The organism is Haloferax sp. DFSO60, from assembly GCF_046557615.1.
Classification (GTDB): domain Archaea; phylum Halobacteriota; class Halobacteria; order Halobacteriales; family Haloferacaceae; genus Haloferax.
Genome location: NZ_JBKIII010000002.1, coordinates 368,613 through 384,271 on the forward strand (window position 1 = coordinate 368,613; position 15,659 = coordinate 384,271).

Sequence of the window (15,659 nt, forward strand, 5' to 3'; positions counted from 1 at the left end):
TCAGTATCCCCCGTTTAGACGATCTTGCGCTGGCCTTCGTATTCGAGGTACTCGATTTCGTCTTCGGGGTTGAGTTCCTCGTCGTCGGGGATGCGCATCGTGAACGTCTGGTAGGTCTCGAGGTCCATAATCTGAGCGTCTTCGCCGGTGACAGAGACGACCTGACCCTGCTTTCGCTCGATAATCGGGACCCAAACCTTCGCGTCGACAGGTTGCGAGAGCGAACGCTTCTTCGTGTCGAAGACACCACGGGCTTCGACACGAGCCTTCGCACTGCCGTGCTTACCGGGCTTTGCGGTACTGTAAGCGTAGATTTTGCACGGCTTTTCTTCCATCATGACGTAGCTTCCTTCTTGGAGTTCGCGAACCTGCTTTTGCTCTTTCGCCATGTCTCTCCGTTATGGGAAGGAGGGTATAAACGGTTTGGAACGGCGCTCCTACGTGGTGTGTTCCCGTAATCGACTTAGGCCTCGTCTACCGCTTCGACCTCTGCCATCGACGGGTCGAACCACGTCCCCTCGGCATCGCGTCTCGCAACACTTCCGAGCGCCCCCGAAGCGACGTTTGGCAACGAGAGCGCGAGCATGATTGCCGTCGTGAGTTCACCCGACGTCTCGAAGAATGGGAGTAGATACTGAAATGGAAAGAGAATCGGCGTCTCGTTCAAGAAGGTGAGCAGAATCGAGAGTGGCATCAACAAACACCCCCAAACGACACCGGATAAGAGACCGTGCCACGCCCCATCTGCGGGGTCGGTTCCGACGACGTACCCTGCGAGGGCACTCCCAGTCACCCCACCGACGAGGGTGAACTGCCCCGTCATGAGATAGACCAACAGCTCGGTGCATGCGGCGAGACCCACCCCAGTGAACACTACTCGCCACTGTGTCATACAGGGACATACTCTCGTGGACGCAGATAAACGTGTGCGCCCGGTTCTCAGATGTGATTACTCTTGGCGACGTTCCCGAAGGTTCTGTCGGGTGAATTGCGGGGTCGCACGGATACCTTTCTTGGCGCGGAACGACCGCCAAAGGAGCAGTGCGACGAACACCGTCGGTATCCCTGCGGCCCCGACCGCGACGAGATTCTCTGGATTCAAGGCGTAGACGAGAACCGTCGAGACGAACCCGAATGAGAGGAAAATTCCGTAGATGAGTCGCTTCGCCAGTCGGTCGAAGACGCCCTTTCCGTCTTCGAGTTTGACGTTGACCGTCAGGTTGTCGCGGTCGGCCCGGTCGAGGACGCGTTCGAGTTTCGGCGGGACACGGAAGAGTGACTGTGCGGTCTTCTGTGCCTGCTGGCCGACGCCCTTCGCAATCTTCTCGATACTCTCCTCGCGGTAGCCCTCCTCGGTGAGGTAACTGGTTGCGACCGAAATGAAGTCGAAGTCCGGGTCGAGGGTGACACACACGCCTTCGACGACGCCCGCAACCCGAAGCACGAGTGCGAGATTCCGCGGTAAGCGAAGCGGGAACTCGTAAATCGTGGATTCGACCTGTTCGAGGATTTGATTGACGCGATACTGTTCGATATCGTCGCCACGGGCGTCGGCGATAGCGAGTTCCATCACGTCGCCCATCACCTGTCTATCGACGTTGGGGCTCAGCGTCCCCATCTCGATGAGGGTGTCGAGGATGGCGTCTACGTCCTGATTTGCGACGGCGATGTAGAACTCCACAATCTTCCCCTGGATGAAGGGGTCAACTTCGCCGTGCATCCCGAAGTCATAGAAGATAATCTTCCCGTCGTCGGTGACAGAGAGGTTGCCCGGATGGGGGTCGGCGTGGAAGACGCCGTCGTCCACAATCATCTGGAGGTAGATGCGCTGGAGGTTCGTCGCCAACGCGGTTCGGTCGATGCCGAGTTCGTCGAGTCGTTCGACGTTGTTGATTTTCGTCCCCGGCAGGTACTCCATCGTGAGAACCCGGTCGTCGGAGCGCTCGTGAACCGGTGTCGGGATGACGAGCGAATCGTTGTCGGCGAAGTTCTGCTGAATCGCCTCCAAGGTTCGGGCTTCCTCGTCGTAGTCCATCTCTTCGCGGATGGTCTTGGCGAACTCGTCGGCGAGGTTTTCGAGCGAGAACGCCCGGCCTTCACCGATAAACCGCATGAGGAGCGGCAGCGACCAGCGAACCACTCGAAGGTCGGCCTCGACGAGTTCTTCGATACCGGGGCGACGAATCTTCACGGCGACTTCTTCGCCCTCGTACTCGGCGACGTACACCTGTCCGAGACTCGCGCCGCTGATGGGGTTGGTATCGAACGAGTCGAACGCCTCGTCGATTGGCCCGAGTTCCTCTTCGAGGACGACTTTAGATTCTTCCCACGGCGCGGGAGGTACGTCGTCTTGGAGCGTTCCGAGGACGTCGATGTACTGCGGTGGCAGGATATCAGGCCGCGTAGAGAGCAGTTGGCCCAACTTGATGAACGTCGGACCGAGCGTCAATAGCGACGCTAAGAGAACCTCAGCGCGTTCGACGCGCATCTCGGGTGAGACGCGCCGTTGGCCGCCGAAGAAGATGTACTTCCGCCTGTCGCGGGTGTAAGCGACGATGAGCGGAAAGAACTGGTACAGGACGACGAGAAACCGCCAGTAGGCGCGGAAATTGACCAGCGTGACCACCAGCCTCGTTAGGCGTCGTCGCTGGCCGACGAGGGTTCCTCGTCGCCGGACGTAATCGGAATCGTCCGTTCACCGGCTTTCGAGCGCTTGGGCAGGTGGATTTCGAGTACCCCACGGTCGAGAGCGGCCGAGGCGTCGTCACCGAGTGCATCCGGCGGCAGGGGAACTTCTGCATCGAGGAACAACGGGCGTTCTTCGCGGACGTACTCGAATTCGGTTGGAAGACGCTTGTCGCGTCGCGCTTCGATGACCAATCGGCCGTTTTCGACCCGAAGGTCGGCCGTTTCGGCAGTGACACCGGGCAGGTCGAGGACGAGAAGATACTCCTCGTCGGACTCTAGGAGGTCGGCGAACACCGCGTCCGGAAGGCTGGACAGCGCGTCGCGCAGTGCTGACATGAGGGTCAATAAGGACGCGGGGTCGAAAAACCCGGCGGTCATTTTCGCCGTGGGGTGGGCGAAAACCGGCCAATCCCGCCGGGACTGTGTGAGGCTGACGCTTTTTGTCACCCGCACCAAAGGACGGACATGAACCACGACGACCGACGCACTGCCGGGTTCAAAGAACGAACCCGGTTGGCCGAGGCCCGCGAGACATTTCTCGCGGCACTCTCGCCGCACGAGCGAATCGTCGAACGGCCACTCGGCGAGGCTGATAGCTGTGTTCTCGCCGAACCCGCCGCCGCCCTCGCGGACGTTCCCGGCTACGACCGCGCCGCAGTCGATGGATTCGCGGTCCGCGCTCGTGACACCTTCGGGGCGAGTCGCCGCGCACCGAACGTCCTCCGCGTCGCCGACGAGACGGTCGAACCGAATACCGCAGTCCGCGTCCACACCGGGAGCAACCTCCCCGACGGCGCTGATGCGGTCGTCATGATAGAGGACACCGAACAGTTCGGCGACGAACTCGAAGTGTTCGAAGCACTCGCCGAGGGCGAAAACGTCGGCGAACGGGGCGAAGACGTGGAAGAAGGCGACCAACTCTTCGACGCGGGGCACGAACTTCGACCCTCCGACCTCGGATTGCTCCGCTCTGTCGGTGCTGAATCCGTCTCTGTTTACGAACGCCCGACTGTCGCGGTGATTCCGACCGGCGAGGAAGTCGTCGAATCTAACCCCGAACCGGGCGAAGTTATCGAAACGAACGGCCTCACTGTCTCTCGATTAGCCGAGCGCTGGGGCGGCCATGCAAGCTATCGAGATATCGTCACCGACGACCACGACCGACTCAGCGACGCACTCGAATCGAATCTCGACCACGACGTTATCGTCACCACCGGCGGGTCGTCGGTCGGCGAGCGCGACTTGATTCCGGATGTCGTCTCTGAACTCGGCGAGGTCGTCGTCCACGGGGTCGCACTCAAACCCGGCCACCCGGTCGCGCTTGGAATCATCGAAGAGACGCCAATCGTCATGCTGCCGGGCTATCCTGTCGCCTGCGTCGTCAACGCCTTCCAGTTCCTCCGACCCGTCATCAAGCACGTCGGCAACCTCACAGAACGACCCCTCCCAACGGTCGAAGCGGCCTTGACGCGAAAGCTTCCGAGTTCGCCCGGCACTCGAACCTTCGCCCGCATCCGACTCGATTACTCCGAGGGTGAACCGCTGGCCGAACCGACCAGAACCAGTGGCTCTGGTATCTTATCGAGCGTCGCCCTCTCCGATGGATGGGTCGTCGTCCCCGAAGCAGTCGAGGGATACGACGAAGGTGAAACCGTCACCGTCGAAGGCTGGGAGTGGTCCGCATGAGAAAACAGTTCCGCGACCTCGCCTCCCCCGAGATGGCCCGCGAAACTATCGACTCGTTGGCTATCTCACCCGAGACAGAGACCGTCTCGCTCTCCGAGTCGCGCGGGAGAATCCTCGCCGAGCGAATCGACGCGACGATGGACGTGCCCGGATTCGACCGCGCGAGCATGGATGGATTCGCAGTCCGCGCCCGCGACACCTTCGGCGCAGACGAGATGGACCCCATCGAACTCGAACTCGTGGGAGCAGTCCACGCCGGTTCCGAACCCGATGTCGAAGTCGAACCCGGAACGGCAGTCGAAATCTCGACTGGTGCGGTCATGCCACCCGGTGCGGATGCCGTGGTCATCGTCGAGCGAATCGAAGAACGAGACGGAGAAATTGCCGTCTACAAGGCCGTCGCACCCGGCGACAGCGTGATGCCCGCCGGAACCGACATCGCCGCCGGTGCCCGCGCACTTGGCCCCGGCACACGCATTACACCCCGCGAAATCGGCCTGCTTTCGGCACTCGGTGTGGACGAAATCCCCGTTCGCGGGAAGCCACTCGTGGGCATCGTTTCGACCGGTGACGAACTCGTTCGACCCGGCGAATCCCTGCGACCAGAAGCGGGGCAAATCTACGACGTGAACTCCTACACCATCGCCACGGGCGTCGAAGAAGCGGGTGGCGTTCCGAAACTCTACCCGCACGCGGGTGACGACTACGACGAGATGGAGCGCCTGCTCCGCCAGGCTGCCGACGAGTGCGACCTCGTCCTCTCGTCCGGGTCAACCTCCGCGAGCGCGGTGGACGTCATCTATCGCGTGGTCGAAGAACGCGGCGACCTCCTCATGCACGGTGTCGCCGTCAAACCCGGCAAACCGATGCTCGTCGGCACGTTGGGCGAGGGAAGTGCATACATCGGTCTGCCGGGCTATCCCGTCTCGGCACTCACCATCTTCCGCTCGTTCGTCGCCCCGAAAATCCGCGACGCCGCAGGGCTTCCAGAACCGCGGACGGCGACCATCGAGGGGGCGATGGCGGTCCGCGAACGCTACACCGAAGGGCGAATGCGACTCATGCCCGTCGGACTGGTCTCTGACGGCGACGGCGAGTTGCTCGTCTATCCGGTCGATAAAGGCTCGGGTGCGACGACGAGTCTCGTCGAAGCCGACGGCGTGGTCGAAGTCCCGCCGGACGTATCGTATCTCGCTGAAGGCGAGACGGTCGAAGTACAGCTCTTCTCGGCCGACGTTCGCCCACCCGAACTCCTCGGTGTCGGCGAGGACGACCCGGCACTCTCACGGCTCTTGGACCGCGTCTCGTCGCCGCGCTATCTCGCGGTTGGGTCGCGCGAAGGACTTCGTCGCCTCCGCGATGGCGTCCCCGACGTCGCAGTCGTCGCTGGCGACGCCAACCGCGACGACGTGGGTGTCGAACTCGGGTCGTGGACGCGCGAGTGGGGACTCGTCGTCCCCGAGGGAAATCCCGCGAATGTCAGAGGACTCTCCGACCTCGTGGAATCCGACCTCCGATTCGTCAACCGCGATACGAACTCGGGGCTCCGAACGGCGCTCGCAACCGAAATTGGCACGCTCGCCGACCAACAGGGTCGCACGCGACACGAACTCGTCGAAGACATCGAGGGGTTCGACCGGACGACCAAAGCCTTCGAAAGCCCTGCGCGTGCCGTACTCACTGGCCGTGCCGACGTGGGACTCGGACTCCGAACGTCGGCAGAGACACTAGGTCTCGACTTCGTGTCGCTTGGCGAACAGCCAGTTCGCGTCTTTGCCGCCCCAGACCGAACAGAAAAACCGGGTGTCGTTGCGTTGCGTGCCGCACTCGAATCGACAGCCACCGTCCTCACGAATCTCGACGGATATCGGTCTGTCTAAAAGTGGTATGATTTTATCGACATTCTTGTCATCAAGAAATATAAAAAATGTGAAACACATATATCGCTGTGGTGTATAGGTGGTCACATGCATCGCCATTTGGCTGTCCTCCACGTCGATGACGATCCCGATATGCTCGCCCTCTCTGAGGCGGCATTCGAGCAGATCGATGCGGTCACACTCGTTACCGCAGCGTCGGCGGCACAAGCACTCGATGTGCTGGACGAATCGCACATCGACTGTGTAGTGAGCGATTCGCTTGTACTCCCCAACGGGACCCCTCTCGTCGCGGCTATCAACCAACGAGACGACGACCTTCCAATCCTCCTTTTCACCGCGAAAGAGTGGGTTGAGGTCGCCGATATCGCCACTGCCGCGGGTGTGGCCGAGTACGTACAGAAAGCAGGGCCGGGCGACCTCTCGACCGTCCTCAAGCGCGTCGAAGAGTTAGTCAACGAATCGGACGAGTTCGAAGCTTCGTTCGAAGCAGGCGAATCGGCACTCCAAGAGGCACTTTCGACGCACGCGAGTGCGGCATCGAAGGCATCGCTCGGACTCGCCGAAGAGTGGGACCTCATCGGTCAGTGGGTCGGTGAGGCCGAACTCTCGATAACCATCATCGAAGCGATGGAGGCACACGCAGGACTCGCGGCTATCGAAGTGCCACTGTTCGACGCAATCGACCCCGAGGCGCTCCAGTCACTCCTCGAACCGCTCGTAGACAAGCAAGCAGAATCGAGCGTCGAAGTCAGATTCGAGTACGGAGAGTTCGAACTCGCCGTCACGAGCGCCGGAGACATCTACGCTCGACCACGCTCGATAAAAGACTACTGAGCGTCGGCGTCTCTCTTCGTTCTCCGCGCGAAATCCAGATACAGCACGCTGACAGTCTGTGCTATCGCTGCCGCATCAGGTCGTCGAACGTGTTGAGACGGTAGTCACCGAGAACACACCGTCCGCGGTGGTCCGGTCCGTGGCGTTCGACGTGGATGCCATCCAAACCAGCGTTCCACGCCGCGCCGATGTCGCTCTCGCCGTCGCCCGCGAGGACGCCCGCGACACCACCGTCAGTGCGCAGTCGCGTATCGATGCCCAATTGCGAGATTGCACGTCTCACGGGTGCGGGGTCGGGTTTCCACCCCGTCTCTTCGGTACAGCAGATGACCGTGTCGAACCAGTCACGGATGTCGAGGTGGTCGAGGACGGGGTCGGTCAAGAACTGCTGGCAGTGGGTGACGACACCGACCGGGAGGCCCGCATCGTGAACGTCTGCGATGAGGCGTTCGGCATCGTCGTGGAGGTAGGTTACTTCGGCGCGTTTCAACGGGTCTTCTTCTGCGTGGAAGGCTGGCCAGAACTCGCCGGGGTCGATTCCCCACTCGCGGAGGGTCGGGTCGCGGGCACCCCCGAGTCCGTGCCAAATCGTCTCAGCCTCGCGATTAGAGAAGGCGTACCCGAGTCTGTCGCCGACGCGGTCGAACACGTCACGGGTGTATGACCACTCGGCATCGACGAGGGTTCCGTCGAGGTCGAACAACCAGAAATCGTATTCATCGAGGACCATTCGGACTATTCTATAGGCGATGTTTGGATAAATTTCTTCCGTCGGGCCAGAGATTACTCGATTTTGTCACCTTCGACGCGAATCGCACTGCCGAAGTACTTGTGCAGAACGTCACGAACCGATTCGGCGTTGAACGCATCGAGGTCGTCCGAAATCGCCTCACGAAGCGTCGCTAACTCCGTTTCGGTCGTCTGGAACTCCGAAAACGAACACGAATCGACCGGGACGCTGAGCCACGACTCGGCCAGTTTGCGGGCGTGGCGCTCGTCGTTTACCTCGCCTCTCCAGAGTGCATCCCGAAACAGCAACCATCCGTCTTCGCCCGGCCTCACCGCCGGAACGCGAACGGTCGTCTCGAACGTCTTCGGAGTCGTTCGAACGCCGGGGGCAGTGTCGAGTCGAAAGCGGACCCGGAACACGTAGGTTGCCATCTCACAACTCGTCGTCGAACAGGTCGGCGAGTCGCAGGTCTTTTTCGGTGAGTCCACCTTCTTCGTGGCTCGTCAGACGAACTTCGACCTTCTTGTATCGAATGGTGATTTCGGGGTGGTGGTACTCTTCTTCGGCTACCTCGCCGATGGACGCGGCGAAATCGACGCCATCGAGGTACGTATCGAACTCGTAGACGCGGACGATTTCGTCTCCCTCTCGGTTCCAGCCGTCGGCGAGTTTCGAGTCAACCTCGTCGTCAGACAGTCGCTGTGCCATACGAACGTGTCGCGGGCTAGTAGAATAAGGATTCGGGGGTGGTCTCGACTCAGTCGTCCGAAAACTGTTCGATGACGCGTCGCGGAATCTCCTCGTCGTCCGGCAGGTCCGAGGCCGTTGCATCGTCGGGAATGAGTCCCGATGGCGGTGCCTCCATCTCGACTGCGCCGTCTTCGAATCCGGGGTCGAACAGGCGCATCGCGGTCTGGATGGTCGTCCAGTCGTCGTCGCCAGCGGCCTCACGAAGACTCTTGGTTGGCGCGGCGAGCAGTTGGCCGATGAGTGCGTCGGCGAGCGATTCGACCGTCTCGCGCTGTTCGTCGGACAGGTCGTCTTGGGCCTCTAATTTCGAAATCGCCGTCGAGACTTCGCGTTGCTTGACGCGTTCGGCGGCCTCGTACATGGCGCTGATTGCGTCGTCTGCGCGCTTGCGTTTGTACGCGTCCAGAAGGTTGTCGAGTTCGTCGTCGATCATCGACTCGACGGCGCGTGCGGCCTCTTCGCGGCGACTCTCGGTCTGGTCGGTGACGGTTTCGAGGTCGTCGATATCACGGAGTGTGACGGTTTCGAGGGTGGACGATTCGGGGTGAATGTCACGCGGTTGGGCGATGTCGATGAGCATCGTCTCGCCCGCCTCTTCGAGTGTGGCCACGTCGATGACGTACTCCGGACTGCTCGTCGCCGAAATCACGAGGTCGGCGTCTCTCAGTTGGTCTTGGAGTCTGTCGAGACCGGTCGCGGTCGCGTCGGCCGGAACCTCCCGGGCGACGTGCTGGGCGTTCGACTCGGTTCGGTTTGCGACGACGATTTCGGCCACGTCGGCGGCGGCGAGTGCTTTTGCGGCGAGTGTTCCCATCTCGCCTGCGCCGACAACGAGTGCGTTGACCGACGAAATCGGCTGGTCGAACTCGGCGCGGGCGAGTCTGACCGCGGCACTGCCGAGCGAGACTGCGCCTTCGTTGATGGCCGTCTCGTCGCGGGCGCGTTCGCCGACGTGGACGGCTTTCATGAGTGCGTCTTCGAGCATCAGGTCGATGCCCCCGAGTTCTTTCGAGACTTCGAGGGCGTCTTTGACCTGTCCGAGAATTTGGTCTTCGCCGAGGACGAGCGATTCGAGTCCGGACGCGACCCGCATGAGGTGGCGAAGGGACTCTTCGTGGTCCATGTGGCGAACTGCACCCTCTCGAACGTCGAGTGCGAAATCTTCGAGCGCGCGGCGACCAGCGGTTGCGTTGTCGGTGACGACGTACGCTTCCGCGCGGTTGCAGGTTTGGAGCGAGTACGCTTCGGTCACGCCGTCTCGAGAGAGTAATCGCTCGACGACGGTGTGGATGTCTTCGACCGAGGCCGACTCTATCTCCGGGATACTGGCCCGGTCGTGGGCGACGCTTACACCGGAGATGATGCCTGTGTCTTTCATGCGTCCTCGTTTGCAGTGGTTCGAATCACGCGCGCTGCCTCTCGCCGGGGGTTTGTATCCCCGCTACGTAAAGCCTTCCAAACTGACGGGTCGCGCACGACCGCACGAATCGCGTCACGGCGTTCGGCTGGTGTGCGATTCGAATCTTTCAGTTCCGCCCGCAATTCTTCGGTCAATTCGGCCATCTTCCCCGCGCCCGCTATCTCTACTTCGAGGCGTTCTCGCAGGTACTTCGACAGCGCAGGACTCGCGCCGCCGGTCGTGATTGCGACCGACACGTCGCCATCCTCGATGGTCGCCGGGACGACGACGCTTCCAACGTCGCGCTCACCGCTCTTGTCGGCTCGATTGACCAGTACCCCACGATTTCGGGCGGCAGCGACGAGTGCATCGTTCACAGCAGACTCGTTCGTCGCCGCGACGACGAGCGCCGGGGCGAATTTGGAAATCCACTCGTCGGCGTCGTCGGTCGTCACTGTCGCACGAACGAGTTCGGCATCGCCAAAGTCGCGGTCGGTGAATTCGGGGCTGACGACGACGGTTCGGGCTTCTTCGGCGAATCGACGGGCTTTGCGCGCACCGACCGGTCCGCCACCGACGACGAGTACCGTCTCACCCTCGAAATCGTGTACCAGCGGTATCATTTCACTCCGTGTTCGCGTCCGCTCGTTCTTCCATTCGGATGCCGGTCTTCTTCAAGATGCGTGTCGAGAACAGGGAATCCCAGTCGTCGTCGCCCACGTCCCAATACTCGCTCATTACCTCGCGGACGCGCTCGATGCGTGCTTGGCTCTCTGCTTCTGAGCGGCCGTGCGTCATCGCGAAGAAGTTGTACTGCCACACACCTTCGTGGCGCGGGCGGCGATAACAGTGGGTTACGAAGTCGAGGCTGGCGATTTCCGGGCCGACTTCCATCACGATGTCGTCGGGGACGTTCCAGACGGTCATTCCATTCTCGGTGTAACCGAGTGCGTAGTGGTTCGGAATGACGCCGACGCGTCGAACCTTCCCTTCGAGATTGAATCGCTTGATAGTCGAGACGACCCACTCGGTGTCTTGGCCGAGCGCGTCTGCAACGTCCGCATACGGGGTTTCGGTAATCGGGAGGCCGCCCTGAATTTCGAGGACGAGGTCGCGCTCGTCGGGCGTCAGGGTTCGCTCGTCTGTGGGTTCGACGTCGGGGCCGAGGTGTGAGAGGTCCAAGTCGCCGTCGGAGATGGGGCCGTCGAGAAGGAACTTCGCGCCGACGTGGAACTCGTGGAGTTTCGGCATGTTGTACGTCGGTTGGCCGGTCTCGTCCTCGATTTCGCCGAGAACCTCTTCGACGCGCGACTCGTCGGCGACGGAGACGACGAACCACATGTTGAGGTGCGGGTGTTCGCGCTCGTAGTTGTGGGCGACTTCCCGGTGGGCGTTCACCTGTTCGGCCACCTCGTCGAAGCGGTCCGGTGGGGCGTGCATGGCGACGAGGGTCGCCGTGCCGCCGATTTCTTCGGCGTTGACGAGCGCGCCGAAGCGGGAGAGGATTCCGTCCTTGTCCAGCGTTTGCACTCGTTCGCAGAGTTCGGTCCCAGTCACGTCGATGCCGCGCTCACGGAGCGCTTCTGCGGCGGGTTCGAAGGGGCGTTCGACGACAGGGAACCCACCCTGAAAGGCATTGACGATGGCGCGGTCGAGAGGAGAGAGGTCCGCGTCCGCCTGAGTCATGGGCGTGACTCAGGATGCGATGACGATAAACGACTCGCTTGGCCGCCCTATTCGCTGGGGACTGGCGTCACGCGCTCGACGTGGTCCAGTGCGCCGAGGTCGGCGACGATTGCCTCGTGGTCGGCGGTCGCTTCGTAGTAGAACACGAGGTCGAACGTTCCCTGTCGGAGGAGTTGCTGGCACTCCCAGACGAACTCGTCGTCTTCGACAGAGAGCCCCTGAAATTGGTTCGACGAGAAGTTGGTGTCGTCGTTTCCGGCGTAAATCCACGCGTCGCCCTTGTTCGCGTTCCCGGCGATGATATCGTTGATTGCGACGGTGAGTTCGTGCATTTCGAGGTCTTCTTGCCCCGAAAGGTCGGTGTGGACGATTGCACCGACGAGTTCGATGTCGCCCGGTTCGAGGAGGGCGAGGGTTCGCTTGTACAGGTCGTCGTCGATAGTCTCGCTCATGTATGACGCTTCGTGGCGGGATACAAACGGGTGGCGATTTGCGTGGACAGGGTTCGATTCGACGCATTCTGCCGAAACCCACAAGACACATGCGTCCACCAATACACGAACAGGTATGCTCGGGTGGGTTCGACAGGGATTTCAGCGCGCTTACGAGCGCATGCTGCGCCGCGAAATCGGTGACGGTCCCACTCACGTCGCAATCATTCAGGACGGAAACCGGCGCTACGCACGCGAACACGGCGAGGATGCACCAGACGGTCACCGCGCCGGAGCGCAGACGACAGAGCGCGTCTTGGAGTGGTGCGAACAACTCGGCATCGAAGAACTCACACTTTACGCCTTCTCGACCGAGAACTTCGACCGACCGGACCACGAGCGTGAACCGTTGTTCGACCTCTTCGAGTCGAAACTCTACGAGTTCGCCAAAGCCGAGCGCGTCCACGAGAGCGAAGTCGCCATCCGCGCCATCGGCGAGGTTGACATGCTCCCCGAGAGAGTCCAGGAGGCAATCGACTTCGCCGAGTCAGAAACCGCCCACTACGACAACTTCACGCTGAACATCGCACTCGCTTACGGTGGCCGCGCCGAACTGCTCGGGGCCGCCCGAGACGTATGTCGCGCCGTCGAATCCGGCGCACTCTCGCCCGACGAGGTCGATGTCGATGCCGTCGAATCACGTCTCTCGCGGCAACACGTCCGCGACGTTGACCTCATCATCCGCACCGGCGGCGACGAGCGAACGTCGAACTTCCTGCCGTGGCACGCCAACGGCAACGAGGCCGCAGTCTACTTCTGTGCGCCATACTGGCCGGAGTTCTCTCGAATCGACTTCCTGCGTGGCATTCGAACGTACGAATCTCGTGAGAAATCGTGGCAACGAACCCGTACGGAGCGCGCCGTCGCACTCGTCCGTGCCGTCGCCGAAGTCGAACTGGCAGATGCAAAGACGGTGGCTGGGCGTCTTCGTCAGCAACTCTCGTCGTCTGGGGCCGCGGAGGTCACAGAGGAGTTGGCAAAGCGGAGCGAGGAATCGGCGGATTGAGCGCGATTACCGACCATATCTTCGCTGTCTATCCTTGTAGTCCCGCAACGCCCGCAAGAAGTCGCGCTTTCTGAAATCGCGCCAGTTCACGTCGGTGAAGTAGAGTTCGGCGTAGACGGACTGCCAAATCATGAAATCCGAGAGTCGCTCGGCACCCGTTTTGATGACTAAATCCGGTTCGCTCGGGAACACGAGTCGTCGCTCGACTTCGGTGCCGTCGATGTCTTCGGGGTCGAGTTCGCCAGCGTCTACCTCTTCGGCGAGCGAGCGAACCACTTCGGCGAACTCGCGTTTCCCGCCGAGACCGATATTGACCTGAATCGGTGCGGTCGCTTGCTCGGTGTCGCCGGGTTCGCGCACCTCGATTTGCTGGGTTGCATCGAGGTTTCGAAGTTCTCGGGAGAGCGTCGGGACCACCGCCTCGTCGAGGACGCTCACGGAGATAGTGATGCGTTCGGCACCGTACTCGAAGGCCCACTGGATGAACTTCGAGAGCGTGTCGTAGGCGCCTTGCTCCAAGAGGTCGCGTTCGGTGATGACGAGCGCGATGTGCTGCGGCGCGGCCGTCTCGTCTAACCGGAATCTGAGCGCGAGGTAGTGGTCGTACAGTCCCACGGCGGTTCATCCGCCGTCGTCGGACCTAATTGTTCGGGTTCGGTTCCCTCGGGCAGGCATCGTTCGTTCAGAAACTACGACCCATTTTCGACTGCTAACACTCGCAGGAATCCTGCGATTTCCCATGTCGGGAGGGTTAAGTGCGCGTCGGGGAAATCGGACGATGTGACTTCCACACTCCGGCGAGCGGGTGGATTCGCAGGCGTGGGGACGCTGGCACTCGCCGCACCGTCCCTCGGGAGCGCCGCGTTTGTCCCGTTCGCCGCAGTGGCACTTCTCGCCGCCTTCGTCATCGACGATGGCCCCCTCTTCGAGCTGTTTGCTCGTCCCGGCGACCGAAAAGACGGCCGACTCAACGGCCTCGCCGGGTTCGCACTCGCGGCGACCGGACTGGCACTCTTGGCGACGATTCCTCGGGTCAAACTCCCGATGTCACTCTTCGTCGCGAGCGTCCTCATGCTGGCCTACGGCAACCTCGGTGCAAAACTCGTGGGAGAACGTTCGACCGACGACTTTCTCACGACAGCAGGATTCGTCGCCGGGGCGTTCCTCGCCGGAACGTTCGGGCAGGTCGCAGTCGCGAGCATCTCTGACACCATCTTGTTGCTTCCGCGGTTCGCGTTCCTCGCCACACTCGGCGGACTTCTCGCGGCACTCCTTCGGACCACGCTCTACGAGCGGGACGACCCGCTCGTCATGGTCTCTATCGCCTTCGCGCTCTGGGGTGTCGACGTTCTCGCCGGACAGATTTCGACCCTCGAAGCCGCCTTCGGTATCGGCCTGACCATCGCACTGGGATACGCCGCCTACGCGATTGGCACGGCGTCGATTGCGGGCATGTTGACCGGCGTCTTTCTCGGCTTGCTCGCAACCGCACTCGGCGGCATTGGCTGGTTCATCGTCCTCATCTCGTTCTTCGGAATTGGCGGCCTCGCAACCAAATTCCGCTACGACCAGAAAGAGTCCCGCGGCGTCGCCGAAGAGAACGAAGGTGCGCGCGGAACGGGGAACGTCCTCGGCAACTCCGCCGTCTCGCTCGTCGCCGTCGTCGGGTTCGCACTCACGCAAACCATCGGCCATCAACTCGGCACGAATCTGTTCGTTCTCGCCTTCGCTGGCTCTGTCGCCGCCGCGATGAGCGACACGCTGTCCAGCGAAATCGGCGGTCTCTACGACAACCCACGACTCATCACCACGTTCAAGCGCGTCTCACCGGGAACCGACGGCGCGGTGACGTGGCAGGGTGAAATCGCCGGTATCGTCGGCGGGGCAATCGTCGCTGGACTCGCGCTCGTGTTGCTTCCGCTTCCGTCGCCACTCGCCGCGTTCGCCGTCCTCGGTGGCGGCATCATCGGTATGACCGTCGATAGCCTCCTCGGCGCGACGGTCGAAGGCGCTGGGCTCGGTAACCAGGCAGTCAACTTCCTTGCGACGCTCGCTGGCGCACTCGGCGCGATGCTCGTATGGCTCCCGCTGTGACGGTTCGCCGAGCGAGTCCCGACGAACGCGCCCGTCTTTCATCCCTCCAGAAACTGCTCTCGCATCCATCTTCTGACCTGCTCGATTCGTGGCCGACAGTCGGTACAGTTCTCGTCTCGGTCGATTCCGACGACGCTCCAGTTGGGTATCTCCTCGCAATTGGTGACCACCTCGCAGAACTCGCAGTTGCCCCGGGTTTTCGGCGTGAAGGCCGTGGAACGGACCTTATCGATGCGTATCACGCCCAGCGGCCAGACTCACAGTTGACGCTCTTCGTTTATCCAGAGAACGCTGTGGCGCGGGCGTGCTACGAAAGCCTTGGATTCGAAGTAGATGGACGCGTCGCCGACGCGTTCGCTGGGGAAGAAGGGATTCGAATGATTCGCCAACCGAAGTGAGAAGCCGAGTGTTCGGT

The 15,659-nt window shown here is 61.6% G+C and carries 18 protein-coding genes; 6 read left to right on the top strand and 12 right to left on the bottom strand.

Translation table 11 applies throughout. From position 1 onward, the window contains the following. Positions 1-14: 14 nt before the first annotated feature. The 4 genes from ACK509_RS11285 to ACK509_RS11300 all read right to left on the bottom strand — a co-directional run bounded on the left by ACK509_RS11285 (position 15) and on the right by ACK509_RS11300 (position 3,024). Complete coding sequence (locus ACK509_RS11285) at positions 15-389, bottom strand: translation initiation factor IF-5A (protein ID WP_410766637.1); 375 nt, start codon at positions 387-389, stop codon at positions 15-17. Positions 390-463: 74 nt separating this feature from the next. Beyond that, on the bottom strand, positions 464-892 hold the full coding sequence (locus ACK509_RS11290; protein ID WP_410766638.1) for a DUF5518 domain-containing protein: 429 nt from the start codon (positions 890-892) through the stop codon (positions 464-466). A gap of 57 nt (positions 893-949) precedes the next feature. Beyond that, positions 950-2,626: an ABC1 kinase family protein gene (locus ACK509_RS11295; protein WP_410766639.1), complete on the bottom strand. Its 1,677-nt coding sequence runs from the start codon at positions 2,624-2,626 to the stop codon at positions 950-952. An 8-nt stretch (positions 2,627-2,634) separates the two neighbouring features. After that, a complete protein-coding gene (locus ACK509_RS11300) occupies positions 2,635-3,024 on the bottom strand; it encodes an Hsp20/alpha crystallin family protein (RefSeq protein WP_410766640.1) in 390 nt (129 codons plus the stop codon). 129 nt (positions 3,025-3,153) lie between these two features. On the opposite strand from ACK509_RS11300, the gene glp reads away from it, so the two are divergent. The 3 genes from glp (at position 3,154) to ACK509_RS11315 (ending at position 7,088) form a co-directional block, all read left to right on the top strand. Beyond that, the gene (gene glp, locus ACK509_RS11305; protein ID WP_410766641.1) at positions 3,154-4,374 is read left to right on the top strand and encodes a gephyrin-like molybdotransferase Glp; all 1,221 of its coding nucleotides are present in this window, start codon (positions 3,154-3,156) and stop codon (positions 4,372-4,374) included. Then, complete coding sequence (locus tag ACK509_RS11310) at positions 4,371-6,254, top strand: molybdopterin biosynthesis protein (RefSeq protein WP_410766642.1); 1,884 nt, start codon at positions 4,371-4,373, stop codon at positions 6,252-6,254. The genes glp and ACK509_RS11310 overlap by 4 nt, the downstream gene beginning before the upstream one ends. A gap of 87 nt (positions 6,255-6,341) precedes the next feature. Continuing rightward, on the top strand, positions 6,342-7,088 hold the full coding sequence (locus tag ACK509_RS11315; protein ID WP_410766643.1) for a response regulator: 747 nt from the start codon (positions 6,342-6,344) through the stop codon (positions 7,086-7,088). A 61-nt stretch (positions 7,089-7,149) separates the two neighbouring features. On the opposite strand, the gene ACK509_RS11320 is transcribed toward ACK509_RS11315, so the two are convergent. The 7 genes from ACK509_RS11320 to ACK509_RS11350 are packed head-to-tail and all read right to left on the bottom strand — an operon-like array spanning position 7,150 to position 12,105. Further along, on the bottom strand, positions 7,150-7,818 hold the full coding sequence (locus ACK509_RS11320; protein WP_410766644.1) for an HAD family hydrolase: 669 nt from the start codon (positions 7,816-7,818) through the stop codon (positions 7,150-7,152). Between the two features lie 53 nt (positions 7,819-7,871). After that, on the bottom strand, positions 7,872-8,249 hold the full coding sequence (gene lwrS, locus ACK509_RS11325) for an LWR-salt protein (RefSeq protein WP_410766645.1): 378 nt from the start codon (positions 8,247-8,249) through the stop codon (positions 7,872-7,874). Between the two features lies 1 nt (position 8,250). Further along, entirely contained in the window at positions 8,251-8,526 is a 276-nt protein-coding gene (locus ACK509_RS11330) for a 4a-hydroxytetrahydrobiopterin dehydratase (protein ID WP_410766646.1), read from the bottom strand. A 49-nt stretch (positions 8,527-8,575) separates the two neighbouring features. Continuing rightward, positions 8,576-9,946, bottom strand: a complete 1,371-nt coding sequence (gene hemA / locus ACK509_RS11335; RefSeq protein ID WP_410766647.1) for a glutamyl-tRNA reductase — start codon at positions 9,944-9,946, stop codon at positions 8,576-8,578. Then, positions 9,943-10,590, bottom strand: coding sequence for a bifunctional precorrin-2 dehydrogenase/sirohydrochlorin ferrochelatase (locus tag ACK509_RS11340; RefSeq protein ID WP_410766648.1), 648 nt, complete (start codon positions 10,588-10,590; stop codon positions 9,943-9,945). Before ACK509_RS11340 ends, hemA begins: the two co-directional genes overlap by 4 nt. 1 nt (position 10,591) lies before the next feature. Then, the gene (locus ACK509_RS11345; protein WP_410766649.1) at positions 10,592-11,653 is read right to left on the bottom strand and encodes an Lrp/AsnC family transcriptional regulator; all 1,062 of its coding nucleotides are present in this window, start codon (positions 11,651-11,653) and stop codon (positions 10,592-10,594) included. A 47-nt stretch (positions 11,654-11,700) separates the two neighbouring features. Beyond that, a complete protein-coding gene (locus ACK509_RS11350; RefSeq protein ID WP_410766650.1) occupies positions 11,701-12,105 on the bottom strand; it encodes a DUF5778 family protein in 405 nt (134 codons plus the stop codon). 115 nt (positions 12,106-12,220) lie between these two features. Between ACK509_RS11350 and uppS the strand changes: the two genes are divergently transcribed. Further along, positions 12,221-13,150, top strand: a complete 930-nt coding sequence (gene uppS, locus ACK509_RS11355) for a polyprenyl diphosphate synthase (protein ID WP_410766651.1) — start codon at positions 12,221-12,223, stop codon at positions 13,148-13,150. A gap of 6 nt (positions 13,151-13,156) precedes the next feature. Here uppS and ACK509_RS11360 read toward each other — a convergent pair whose 3' ends face one another. Beyond that, complete coding sequence (locus ACK509_RS11360; protein ID WP_410766652.1) at positions 13,157-13,765, bottom strand: undecaprenyl diphosphate synthase family protein; 609 nt, start codon at positions 13,763-13,765, stop codon at positions 13,157-13,159. Positions 13,766-13,930: 165 nt separating this feature from the next. On the opposite strand from ACK509_RS11360, the gene ACK509_RS11365 reads away from it, so the two are divergent. Continuing rightward, positions 13,931-15,244: a DUF92 domain-containing protein gene (locus ACK509_RS11365; protein WP_410766653.1), complete on the top strand. Its 1,314-nt coding sequence runs from the start codon at positions 13,931-13,933 to the stop codon at positions 15,242-15,244. Beyond that, positions 15,229-15,642 (top strand): GNAT family N-acetyltransferase, encoded by a 414-nt coding sequence (locus ACK509_RS11370; protein WP_410766654.1) that lies wholly within the window; start codon positions 15,229-15,231, stop codon positions 15,640-15,642. Before ACK509_RS11365 ends, ACK509_RS11370 begins: the two co-directional genes overlap by 16 nt. Positions 15,643-15,659 lie beyond the last annotated feature (17 nt).